Origin of the sequence: Trichococcus palustris (assembly GCF_900114465.1) — a bacterium.
GTDB lineage: Bacteria > Bacillota > Bacilli > Lactobacillales > Aerococcaceae > Trichococcus > Trichococcus palustris.
Genome location: NZ_FOTD01000001.1, coordinates 133,678 through 146,029 on the forward strand (window position 1 = coordinate 133,678; position 12,352 = coordinate 146,029).

The 12,352-nt window shown below is 39.2% G+C and carries 8 protein-coding genes and 1 pseudogene; 8 read left to right on the top strand and 1 reads right to left on the bottom strand.

Going from position 1 to position 12,352, the window contains the following annotated elements:
• Nucleotides 1-28 precede the first annotated feature (28 nt).
• Both BM101_RS00590 and mprF read left to right on the top strand, forming a co-directional pair.
• Nucleotides 29-670, top strand: a complete 642-nt coding sequence (locus tag BM101_RS00590; protein WP_218149855.1) for a VTT domain-containing protein — start codon at nt 29-31, stop codon at nt 668-670.
• 339 nt (nt 671-1,009) lie between these two features.
• Nucleotides 1,010-3,523 (top strand): bifunctional lysylphosphatidylglycerol flippase/synthetase MprF, encoded by a 2,514-nt coding sequence (gene mprF / locus BM101_RS00595; protein ID WP_177194300.1) that lies wholly within the window; start codon nt 1,010-1,012, stop codon nt 3,521-3,523.
• 196 nt (nt 3,524-3,719) lie between these two features.
• Here the strand turns inward: mprF and BM101_RS00600 are convergent, their stop codons facing one another.
• On the bottom strand, nt 3,720-4,388 hold the full coding sequence (locus tag BM101_RS00600) for an alpha/beta fold hydrolase (protein WP_087031316.1): 669 nt from the start codon (nt 4,386-4,388) through the stop codon (nt 3,720-3,722).
• Between the two features lie 864 nt (nt 4,389-5,252).
• Between BM101_RS00600 and BM101_RS14510 the strand changes: the two are divergent.
• The 6 genes and pseudogenes from BM101_RS14510 to BM101_RS00630 all read left to right on the top strand — a co-directional run.
• Nucleotides 5,253-5,429 (top strand): annotated as a pseudogene (locus tag BM101_RS14510) (iron dependent repressor, metal binding and dimerization domain protein); the annotation flags it as partial.
• A 319-nt stretch (nt 5,430-5,748) separates the two neighbouring features.
• Complete coding sequence (locus BM101_RS00610; protein WP_218149843.1) at nt 5,749-5,982, top strand: FeoA family protein; 234 nt, start codon at nt 5,749-5,751, stop codon at nt 5,980-5,982.
• Between the two features lies 1 nt (nt 5,983).
• Nucleotides 5,984-7,882 (top strand): ferrous iron transporter B, encoded by a 1,899-nt coding sequence (feoB, locus tag BM101_RS00615; RefSeq protein ID WP_087031324.1) that lies wholly within the window; start codon nt 5,984-5,986, stop codon nt 7,880-7,882.
• Nucleotides 7,883-8,466: 584 nt separating this feature from the next.
• Nucleotides 8,467-9,957, top strand: coding sequence for an ABC transporter permease (locus BM101_RS00620; protein ID WP_087031327.1), 1,491 nt, complete (start codon nt 8,467-8,469; stop codon nt 9,955-9,957).
• A 42-nt stretch (nt 9,958-9,999) separates the two neighbouring features.
• Complete coding sequence (locus tag BM101_RS00625; RefSeq protein ID WP_087031330.1) at nt 10,000-10,659, top strand: ABC transporter ATP-binding protein; 660 nt, start codon at nt 10,000-10,002, stop codon at nt 10,657-10,659.
• Between the two features lie 347 nt (nt 10,660-11,006).
• Nucleotides 11,007-12,104, top strand: a complete 1,098-nt coding sequence (locus BM101_RS00630) for a LysM peptidoglycan-binding domain-containing protein (RefSeq protein ID WP_087031334.1) — start codon at nt 11,007-11,009, stop codon at nt 12,102-12,104.
• The last annotated feature ends 248 nt before the right edge of the window (nt 12,105-12,352 follow it).

The following is a 12,352-nucleotide window of genomic DNA, read 5'->3' on the forward strand; positions in this document are numbered from 1 at the left end:
ATTATGGGAGGTTTTTATGGATATTATTATGGGCGTAATCAGTTTTATTTTACATATTGATCAAAATTTGGTTTTGATGGTCAACCAGTTCGGTTCATGGACTTATGTCCTTTTATTCCTGATTGTCTTTATTGAAACAGGTGTAGTGATTTTTCCGTTCTTGCCAGGAGATTCATTGTTGTTTGCCGCAGGTGCAATGACTGCCTTGCATGGTTCAAAACTAAGTTTGCCGATCCTCATGCTTGTCACGGTGCTGGGGGCTATTTTGGGCGACTCTCTGAACTATGAAATCGGGAAAAAAATCGGCCATCAATTAGTGAAGTACCCGCGTTTGTCAAAATTAATCAACCAAGAGAAGCTGGAGAAAGCGGAAGAGTTTTTTAATACCCATGGTGGCAGCACGATTTTCCTTGGCCGTTTCATTCCGTTCATACGGACATTCATTCCGTTTACTGCGGGCGCCAGCAGCATGCGTTATTCTCATTTCGCGATGTTCAATGCCATTGGCGGAATTTGCTGGGTCGCTGTAGGGACACTTGCCGGATTCTTCTTTGGGAACATACCATTCGTTGCTGCTCATTTCTCTGTTGTTGTTTTAGGGATTGTGGCTGTCTCATTAATACCTGTATTTATTACAGCCATCAAAAGTAAAAGAGTACCTACCAACTAAAACATGACTCTGCGACAACAATTTTGGAGTCGGATAAGACTTTCCAGGAAAAGTGTACCCATAAAGTATGTCGTCGATAAATGTATTATTGCAATAAGTCAACATGAAGGTTCCCATAATAAGTATATGAAGCATTGATTATTTCCGCTGAAATTAAAAATCAATGCTTTTTAAATTTGAAATCTATTTTTGTAAAAATAAGCTGTTCCCAAGCACATAACAAAAATTTTGTGTATTCTTATGAAGTATAGCCTTTAGAAATTATGGGATGGTCAGATAACTAAAATGGTGTTATGGAATAACATTGTATGCTTTTTATCAAGTAAACGAGGTGAGTATGTGCGGAAAATAATGGGTTTTGTGGAAAAATATAAGCGTTTTTTTCAATACGGTTTCATGATTTTGATGATTATTCTGGCTAGTTATGTCATCTATTCAGAAACGAAAGATATAAAAATTGAAAATCTGCAAAGTTTAGCGGCAGGGTTAAGCTTCAGCAAAAAATTAGAAATAACGGTTGCTGGATTAGTTGCGTTCGCTTTTGTGACTTGCTACGATTTTATTTTTGCAAACTATTTCAAATTGAAAATTCCAAAACAAGAGTTGTTTAAGATTGGTTGGATTTCGCAATCCTTTAATAATTTTATTGGGTTCGGCGGTATTACAGGGGGAGCCATTCGGAAAAAAATGTATGAAGAAAATGGCACCGACAGTAAAACTTCCTGGAAAATTACCCTGGGAGTCGTGTTGGTCGATTTCATGGGGTTGTTGGTATTAGCTGTCCCGTCTATCGGTGGGCTTGTACAGGTTCGCCAATATGTTTATATTCCAATATTATGTTTGCTTTTTCTGGTTATTCCCTTTTTCCTGTTTGGAGATAAATTGCCAATTAAGTCATTTAAAAATGAGAATTCGCCGTTGGCTTATTTTGATTTGCCTGTGAAATTTAAGTTAGTAGTGTGGTCGACAATAGAATGGCTGGTGGCGGCTTTGTTCTTTACGTATACCGTGAAAATTTATCAACCTGAAGTAAGTTGGTCTGTCGGTATCTTGGTTTACGTCATCGGCACAATTGTAGGTGTACTCAGCATGGTACCTGGAGGATTTGGAACTTTTGAAGGAACTTGCCTTTTATTGTTTCAATTAATGGGATTTCAGACGCCGAACCTGTTGCTCAGTCTATTGATCTGCCGGATTGTGTACACTCTCGTGCCGTGGTTGATTGGATTCCTTTTGCTTTGTGCGGAATATATGGGGAATTTTTTTGAAGAAACAGGGGATGCTAATTTTTCAAAAATTCTTTCTGACATACTTGCGGCCGGCGTCTTTTTAAGCGGCCTCGTCTTGCTCATGTCGGTAGCGACGCCCGGGATTTTGACACGGATGCATATTTTGCAGCATATTTTCCCGAAGATTGTCATCATTATTTCAACCAGAATAACCTTAAGCCTAGGCATTTTGCTGATCATCTTATCGCGGGGAATCCGTCTGCGTGTAAAAAAGGTCCACCATGTTACGACTGTAATCCTGATTCTGGCTGCATTCACATGTTTGCTGAAAGGATTGGACTATGAAGAAGCTGTTTTTATGCTGGTTATCACAATTGGATTGCTTTTGACGCATGGCAATTTTCAAAATCCAAATATCCCGTTGAAGTTCAAATCGGTGGCTGCCATATTTTGTACGGGTATGGCTTTATTGGCAGGCTATGTCGGCATCTATAATCATAGCCATCGCATTGCCTTTTTTTCTGGATCGCATCGTTACTCACTGGCTTACTTGCAGACGCACTGGGTTGACGTTGTTTTAATGGCTTTGGTTGCCGTAGTTATCGGTATTTTGATCCAATTCACGAATCGCAAATATCACGTATTTCATGACAACACAGCTGAGGATGACGAAAAATTCAGCTCTTTCATGAAAAATTATCAAGCGAGTGAATACAGCCATTTATATTATATGAATGATAAAAACGTATTTTATAATCAGGCAGGAACGGTTCTATTCCTTTATCGTCCATATAAAAACCATATTTTAGTTTTGGGTGATCCAATTGGCAAGCCGGCTGATTTCGAGGACGCTATCGATGAGCTTCTGATTTGGGCTGAAAAAAAAGACATGTTGGTCACCTTTTACCAAATATCTAAAAATTATATAGCCGATTTTATTGAAGAAGGATTCCATTTTTTAAAGTTGGGCGAAAGTGCTTTGGTCGAATTGGAAAATTTCACGATAGCTGGAAAGGTAAATAGGGCGCTGCGCAATACGTTTAACAAGATGAATGAAGAACATTTTACTTTTGAGGTTGTTAAGCCTCCGTTCTCAGATGGATTTATCGAAGAGATACGGCAGATTTCCGATGAATGGCTGAACGGCCGCAGCGACATGCAGTTTTCACTGGGGGGATTCAAAGAGAGCTATATTCGTCTGACCCCCATTTTTGTCATACACGATGAGAATGGCGTCATTCAAGCATTTGCCAATTTGTTCCCGGAAGAGGATCAAACGTTGTCGATTGATTTGATGCGCCACCGTAAAAGTGCTCCGAACGGGACCATGGATTTCCTATTCATCTCGATCATGAACTGGGCGAAAGAAAACCATTATGCCTACTTTGATCTTGGACCGGCTCCGCTTTCAAACGTCGGCAACAAATTATATTCTGATAAAAAAGAAAAGCTCGTCAAATTAGCTTATCAATACGGCAATAAAATTTATGGTTTTGCTGGTTTGCGCAGCTATAAGCAAAAATATCATCCAACTTGGAACAGTGTTTATCTTGCCTATAAAGACGATGGTGATTTATTGAATATTTTGTTGGCGCTCGTCGCAATCACTTACGATAAGGATTAATTTCCTGCTTGAAATACAAATTATTTCCAATAGAAACAATGGAAGCACCATATTTGCTAAATGGATTTGGAACGATGTAAAATGGCGTTGACGATAAATAGAGGGGAAATCCTAGCGGGTTTTCCCTCTATTTTGGTGCGCCCGGCACATTCAGAAAAATGATGTGAGCCATTCACGAAATTTTTCTGGGAAATAGCTAACTCTGATTGTTTTCAATAAAGGCCTTAATGATTTTGTATAGTTTTGGACTATTCACAACATAGCTGCTGTGGGTTTCCCTGTCTAAAATAGTCAGGGTGGAATTTGGAATATTATTGGCGATATATTTTGTATCTTCTACTTTTATTAAGTCGTTCTTTCCTGCCAAGACGAGTACGGGTATGTGTATTTTTTTCAAATCTTCTTTGCTGATGTTTGGTTCTTCCAACGTCATTTTCATTTTCTTGCTTCTTGTAAGAAGATAATAGAGTTGGGATAACATTGCCCAGCTCTTCTTTACGCCATTAGGCTGGGTATTAGCCCCGCTGATGATTAATTTTGACAGCATGTCCGAATATTTGGATGCCAATAACAAACCGATGATGCCGCCATCACTGAATCCATAGAGCAGGGGTTTTTCCAATTTCAATTCTGTGATGAATGAAGCGACATCTTCCATCATCAGCCCATAACTCAATTGGTTTGTTTTACTGCTTTTTCCATGGCCGCGGCTGTCTATTGCGTAAACAGAAAAGTTTTTTGACAATTCAGTAATCAAAACAGTGAATATTTCACGGCTTTCGCCATTTCCGTGCAATAAAATAAACGGCTGTCCTGTTCCTTTTGTCTCATACCATAAATTAGTATCGTTTACTCTTATATACATATGAAAAAACTCCTTCGTTATTCCCTTTACTGTACTCGCTTCAATCGAAGGCTTCGATTTTCTACATCCGCAGAATTTCAACGCCAGTGGAAAACCTTCCTTGCGTTATTACTATTTTGAATGGATAGACCTCTATGCATGCTTGTCATCTTCAACATCATGATGCCCTGACAGAGTACCATTGAAACGGTAAATAGGATCATCTGCATTCTTTCCGGAGTATTTTTTTGCTCCACAGTCATAGAATATCAGGTAATTATGAAGATTTATAATAAATTTGAATAATTCAGGTTTATTTTTTCTTATTAAGCTTTAGAAGACTAGAAGATGTTCCGTTAAATGTAACTGATCAAATATCAAATGGTGTTGATCAAGCATTTGATTTGTTGAAATAAGGGAGCTGCATTCAAAAACTCTAGAAGAGAAGTTTCTCTTTTGGGGTTTCTTTGTCGTATCATTAAGACTTTTCAAACCGATTCGCACATGCGTATCACAAGTAAATGAGGTTTTTTAATAGATTGCCAATTGGGCAATATAATAAGAACTATCATTTTAGATCGTTCCGTGGTATTTTTAATTGTAAATAACAAATTTTGAGTATAATATGAAATGAAGTTTAGGTATACCTAAAAAGGAAATAGCGCATGACACCCCATAAAGAAGGTTATCATGGAATTTGGTGGGGAACAGCAAATGATCAAAAACAGATAGGTAAGGCTTGATCTATTTCCGCCACATCATTTACTGAAATGTCGGCAAAGTTGCTTAAGGATGGATTAATCAGTCATATTCCTTATCAGGGTGTACAGATAACCGAAAAAGGCCAACTGATTGCTAATAAATTGATAAGGAAAACATCGCTTATGGAAAGTTTTTCTTGCTGATAAATTAGGCTTTAGCTGGGGTGAGTTAAATGACGAGGCAGAAATGTTGGAGCGTGTGTCCTCGGAGCGATTGATCAATAGCTTAGATGCCTATTTAGGTTTTCCTAAATATGATCCTCATGGGGGCGTGATACCCGTCAAAGAGGGGCGGGATTGAAGTTTCCGAAAGCAAACCTTTAATCGAACTTGAAGTCGGAAGCCTCTTTGCCATCCAAGATGTTGATGGCGATCAGGAATTATTGGCGTATCTGCTCAATAAGGACGTAAAATTAAGCGTGCCCTATCTGTTGACGAACGTGGAACCGTACGAAGGCCCGGATACCTTTGAGTCGCAGAATCAGCAATCCTGCCAAATCAGCTTCAAAGCGGCAAGCAAGATTTATGTTCAATGAATCAGGGTAGGAAAAAAGAGCCAGCATGTAAAGGCCGTACTGAAAAACGGACAGGGTAGCCTAAAAATGAAGAGAGGTTTTTTGATGGAACTATCAAAATTAAAAAGAAACGAGTCAGCAGTGGTGACGGAAGTTGCCCATCCTGATCCAAAAATGCAGCAACGATTATTGGATTTAGGTTTTTATCCAGGAAAGACAGTTAAATTGGTGTTGATCAGCCCTAAGGAAGATCCTAAAGCCTACGAAGTAAGAGGGACAGTTATCGCAATCCGCGATGAAGATGCAAATTATATACAGGTAAAAACAGAGGAGGGATAGTATGCCGGATGAATTTGTATTGCAAAATGAAAAAAACGGCCATGTGATTTCCGTAGCAGGCAATCCTAACGTTGGGAAAAGTACGGTTTTTAATAAGTTGACTGGTTTAAAACAACATACAGGCAATTGGCCTGGAAAAACCGTAGGCTTAGCGGAAGGGACAACGGAGTATCAAGGTAGCTACTATTGCTTGGTGGATTTACCCGGGACATATTCGCTTTCGTCTAACTCAGAAGAAGAGGAAGTAGCGCAAGCATTTATTCAATCGGATCTATCAGAAGCTACTATTTGTGTGTGTGATGCAACCTCATTGGAACGTAGTTTAAACTTAGTGTTACAAATTATGCAACTATCAGATAACGTAGTCGTTTGTGTTAACTTAATCGATGAAGCACGTCAAAAAGGAATAAAGATTGATATTGAGAAACTCCAATCTTTATTGGGGGTGCCTGTAGTTGCCACTGCGGCACGTCAAAATGAAGGATTAGATGATTTAATGTCCGCTTTAGCGAAAGTTGTCTCTGGGGAAATTAAAATGAATCCTTATATGAAGGAAGCTTTAGAAAGTCTAAAAGGAAATCAGGAAGAAAATACTATCGCACTGTTAGATCGCGCCACAGTTATCGCAAAAGATACAGTGGTGTTTACCGATGAAGATTACAATCGTCGTGACCGTAAACTGGATATGATTTTAACGCAAAAATCGACAGGGATTCCGATTATGATTTTGTTATTAATCATCGTTTTCTGGTTAACTATCCATGGAGCCAATGCACCATCAGATGTTTTAGCTAATATATTCGCGATCATAGGTGACTATTTGAATCAATTTGCTCATTATATTCATATGCCCGAATGGCTGCGAGGGGCATTAATTGATGGGGTTTACAATGTGCTATCAACTGTTATCTCAGTTATGTTACCGCCAATGGCAATTTTCTTCCCATTATTTACGCTGCTGGAAGATTTTGGCTATCTGCCACGTGTAGCCTTTAACTTAGATAAATATTTTGCAAATGCGGGGGCTTGTGGGAAACAAGCGCTGACTATGTGTATGGGATTCGGTTGTAATGCGGCAGGTGTAATCGGGACACGAATCATCAATTCGCCAAGAGAAAAATTAATTGCTATCGTTACCAATAATTTTGTTCCATGTAATGGACGTTTTCCAATCTTAATTTCAATTATTACGATGTTCTTTGTAGGGAGTTCCGTGAGTTTAGGGAGTGGTTTGCTTTCTGCTGTTCTATTGGCTGGCACAGTCATTTTAGGGGTATTAACCACTTTTTGGATTTCTCAATTGCTCTCCAAAACAATCTTAAAAGGAATCCCTTCATCATTCACGCTGGAATTACCCCCTTATCGTAAGCCACAAATTGGCTCGGTTATCGTTCGCTCTATTTTTGATAGAACTTTATTTGTTTTATGGCGTGCTATCACAATAGCAGCGCCAGCTGGATTAGTTATTTGGATGATGGCTAACATCATGATTGGTGACAACAGCATATTAACTTGGGCAACAGATGTGATTGACCCATTTGCTCGTTTAATGGGTCTGGATGGAACCATTTTGATGGCCTTCATTTTGGGGTTTCCTGCGAATGAAATTGTCATTCCGATTATGATAATGGGGTACTTGAGCAAATCAACACTCTTTAGATTTGAGTCGTTAGATCAATTTAAGAATCTTCTTTTAGATAATGGGTGGACGTGGTTAACAGCAACGAATATGATTCTATTTACGATTTACCATTGGCCATGTTCTACAACATTAGTCACAATCTATCAAGAAACTAAAAGTAGTAAATGGACATGGGTATCCTTCATAATACCTACCGTGATGGGGATTGTAACATGCATGATTACTACCTTATTGGCTCACCTATTCCGTTTGGTATAAGCACTAGTGTTGCATGAATTTTCGTAAAACTGTCTGCCCTTTGTTTCCTGGGAAAAAGAAAAAAATTATTAGTGAATCGCGATCCTGAATGATTCATATCCGATTAAATTAATTGAATCGAATTTACACACTTCAGAGGAGAAATTTCGGATGAATTTTCTCTTCTGGAGTTTCTTTTTTATCAATAGGCAGGTAACCGGCTGAACTGAATGAAGATATTATTACGGAAGTTGTTGAAATTTCTGTACCCAGGGGGACAAACCATTTGATGATTGTAATGTATGATTGATACCCCTCAATCACTACGTTGGAGTAGGTTGTAGGACAGTCTGTTGAGGACATATTCCTGTGACTTTTTCCGTGTTTTTAGGGGTTTTTGAATATTTTGGGATAATCCTTCGTATGCTTTGTTCAGGTTTCTTGTTCTTTCAAATCAAAATTATTGTTGATTTGTTATTTTGCTTGCGACGATTATTTATTAGAAACATATGAATATAATTAGGAATCATCAAACTATATTCACATGGTTTTCATAATCATAAGCTATGATAACAAAGTGCTTAATATATTAGGAGGTAGCAATCATGAATTTCATAAAACGTGCTTGGTTAAGTACGAAAGCTAAAAAAGGACATTCGTTTATCCTTTTCTTAGTATTCTCAGCAATTTTAATTTTTGTTTTGGCTGGGTTGACCATTCAAAACGCTTCAAACCAATCTATGGTTCAAGCAAGACAAGCAATGGGGGGGACCGTTACCTTATCTGTCAACCGCGAAGCAACTATGGAAAAAGCTGTAGCATCTGACAGTGCTTCAAGCGGCAGCAGCGGAAAAATCGATCCGAGCTCATTCAAAGCGACACCAGTATCTTTGGATCAAGCGAACCTGATTACAGGATTGGATCACGTTAAGAGTTACAACTATTTATCTGAAACTTCTGCTGGTGCAGAAAACTTCAAGCCAATCAGCAGTTCAAACTCTACAAGCTCTACAAGCTCAGACGCTGCATCTGGTAAAATTCCAACAGGTGGGAGAATGCAAGCTGCAGGTGACCTAGCAGTTGAAGGTGTGCTATCAACGGAAAACTTGAGCGATTTCACTGCAGGCACAAACACATTTACTGAAGGGAGCGGCATCACAGCTGATGATGTGAATACAAATAACGTAGTGATTGAATCAAGCTTGGCGGATGCAAATAACTTGAAAACTGGAGACACTATCACAATTTCTAATCCGACCGATAGTACAAAAACATACAATTTAACTATCAAAGGGGTTTATAAAACAACTGCCACTACAGATCCTATGGCAGAACATTTCAGTTTCCTGAATGCATCTAACAAAATCTATGTTTCTTATACTTTGGCTGATGAAATGAAAGGTTCAGATTACAGTAATGCTGTTGACTCTGTTGTCATCAACTTGGATGACCCGCAAAATGTGGATGCTTATGTTACTGCCGCTAAAGCAACCGGCTTGGATACAGAAACATATTCTCTGCAAACGGATACTGCTTTATATGAACAAATGATTTCGCCACTTGAAAATGTTGCTAACTTTGCCCAAAAGATTGTCATTTTGGTAGCTGTAGCAGGCGTTATCATCCTTTCCTTGATTGTCATCATGTCTATCAGAGAACGAAAATTTGAAATGGGTGTCTTGCTTTCATTAGGTGAAAGCAGATGGAAACTAGTTGCGCAGTTCTTCATTGAGCTGATTATCGTTTTTGTTGCGGCTCTTGTAGTTGCTGGTTTCAGCGGAAAATATGTCGGGAATGTGCTAGGACAACAATTATTGGATCAACAAACAACGGCTCAAACAACTTCTATGACGGCTCAAGGCGGCCCTGGTGGAAATTTCCCCGAAGGTGGTATGGGCGGTTTCAGGGGCCCTTTCAGGAACTTCGGTGCATCAAGCTCTGCATCTGCAAAAGAAATCGAGAACTTGCACATCGCACTTTCTGTCAGTGATCTTGTTGAATTAGGTGGTATCGGATTGGGAATCTGCTTCCTATCTGTTATCATCTCATCTGTTGGTGTCATCCGCTTGGATCCAAAGAAAATCTTAACCATGTAATCCTTAAAGCGAAAAAGAATATTATAGAAATCAGGTGAAGAAATGCTAGAAGTAAAAGATTTAGGCTATAGATACGAAAAAGCGGAGCATGCCCTTTATGAACACGTTAATCTTCAGTTTGAAAAAGGCAAAATGTACAGCATTATCGGGGCCAGTGGATCCGGAAAGACAACATTCCTTTCTCTAATCGCCGGTTTGGACAAGCCGACAACGGGTGAAATTTTATTCGATAGCGAACCATTGAGCAAAATTGGGCTGACGAATTACCGTAACCAAAAAGTTTCCATCGTGTTCCAAGCATACAATCTTTTGCCTTACATGACTGTTATGCAAAACATCCAAACAGCCATGGAAATCACAGGTTCAACAGTGAAAGACAAAAAAGACTACATTTTAAAAATGCTGGATAAAGTAGGCATTGCTGAAGAATTAGCTAATAAAAACATCAAATTGTTATCCGGCGGTCAGCAGCAGCGTATTGCTATCGTCAGATCTATGTGCTGCGACCGTGATTTGATTGTTGCCGATGAACCAACCGGTAACTTGGATGAAGAGACAACGAAGGAAATCATCAGCTTGTTCAAAGATTTGGCACACAATGAGAACAAATGTGTCATCATCGTCACTCATGAAAAAGAACTTTCGGACCAATGCGATATTTCCTTAGAGTTGAAGAATCGCGCGTTCCATCGTATTAAATAACCCTTAGCTGGATTTGATATACAAGCATAAATAAGGATCTCTATCAGGGACAGTGTGATTCCTGAAAAAATCCCAATTTGAAATATATGTTTTATCCATGAATCATCAGAAAATAAGATAGGCCCAGATTCCAAATTGGATCTTGGCCTATTCTTTTTGCCTTCCAGATCAGTCAAGGTTTCAAACGGATGAAGATCCAAACGCTTTTTTTGATTAACTAATATAGAAGCAGTACAATACAGTTGTAGAACAATAGAGCGAGTTTCTTGATGCCAATACAATTTCCTATTACATTTCTCCCTGACCAGTGTCAGTACTGATAGGTTCGGAAAAAGAGGGTGAGGATTATGCTCGTTTATATACAAGGAATGCGCAAATCGGCTGTTGCTGTTCTTTTTTCAGTGTTGTTTCTTTTCGGCATTTTTTCGACAAACGCCATTGCCGCTGATTCACAGATGGCAGTCCAAGGAAATATAGCATACATAGTCAAAGCAGGAGATACGCTATATGGAATTGCCCTCAGATATGGTGTGACCGTTCAACAGCTAGTGGCGTCCAACAATATTGCTAATCCAAACTTGATTTTTAGCGGGCAGCAGATTATAGTCCCAGTCAGCAAAACGTCAACTGCATTATCGCCGATTGATGATACCTATATAGTCAAAGCAGGAGATACGCTATATGGCATTGCCCTCAGATATGAGGTGACCGTTCAACAGCTTGTGAAAGATAATAGCATCGTTAATCCTAATCTGATTTTGATTGGTCAAAAAATTATTATCTCACAGGGAGCGAAAACGGTGCAGACAACCGGAGCAATGTTGCATCAAATAGCAACTGTTTTGGGTGAGAGTCCGGATAATTTGCCATCCATGATTCCCCTGGAGGCGGGTTATACCTCTGCTAGTGCTGCTACCGAAAGGACGGAATATGGCTATTTTGTTACTTTCTACGAAACAAAGGAGCCTGTTCCGATAAATGATTCGGCGTTGCATAATCAGGATATAGCCCGCCAAATAGCTACTTTTGAAGCCATTGTTTATGTCGATAAAGCAGCTGCAGCGAAAGCTATTGACCACCACGATGCCGCTGAGGGATTTTCTCCAGATGCTCCCACTATCGATTTGGGGTATGGAATAGCCGGCTATCAAAATTCGGGAATGGGCAAAACGTTGCTGGGATGGAATGAAGGCAACTGGTTATTGGAAGTGCTGTATCCTATCGGAAACCAAATGGGTATCGATTTGGCAAAAAATAGTGTAAATGAATTAGAAACCGTCTTTTTGCCGCCCCCAAATGATACGGGGCGTATCCGAGTCGATGTTACCAACCCTTCGCAAATGGAAACGATGATTATGTGGCAGAAAAATGAAGTCGTTTATCGGATCGATAGCACAAATAATCCGATAGACATCCTGGATATGACGGCGAGTATTAAGAACTGACAGCTATTGGAATCAATCATTCACAAACTCTTGAAGAGAAACTTCTCTTCAAGAGTTTTTTTAGAGCTATAGCTGGAATGTCGATCTGCGTTCCCGAATTATTATGACGAGAAACATTACCTCGTTATAAAAAGATGAAACTTTTCAATCTGCTGGGATTTGAATCGTTGCAGCAGTATGCATCATTCCCGAAATTCTTTTTTTCACAAAGAAAAAGAAGTGATATAATAATATTTATTTCTTTCGTA